Origin of the sequence: Streptomyces hilarionis, from assembly GCF_024539675.1 — a bacterium.
Lineage (GTDB): Bacteria > Actinomycetota > Actinomycetes > Streptomycetales > Streptomycetaceae > Streptomyces > Streptomyces hilarionis.
The window spans coordinates 1-242 of the sequence record NZ_JAHHIT010000866.1 but is presented as its reverse complement, the minus strand read 5'-3'; the positions used below and the strand labels follow the sequence as shown (position 1 = coordinate 242).

1 protein-coding gene is annotated in these 242 nt (G+C 53.7%); it reads right to left on the bottom strand.

Annotation, left to right across the window (positions count from 1 at the left end):
- Window positions 1-219, bottom strand: a 219-nt coding sequence (locus KMS84_RS44840; protein WP_256921664.1) for a hypothetical protein, incomplete at its 3' end; no start/stop codon positions are given.
- Between the last annotated feature and the right edge of the window lie 23 nt (window positions 220-242).

Here is a 242-nt window from a genome sequence, read left to right as displayed (position 1 = left end):
GAATGATAGAATGAGAGGACTGGACAGGGTGATAGGAGGCTTGATGATCGATACTTGCAACATGCCGCCAGTTTTGCATTCCTGACCGGGCTTACAAGGTTTGCCATGCTCGGTGGGACTTTTCATGTCGTGGCAGCAGTCTTGCCCCATACCATCCATCATCGCCATGCCCATGGTTTTCATCGGGCATGGTTCAATCGATGTCTGAACACCCGCCATCCCGCTGAGGGGAAGCGCCAAGC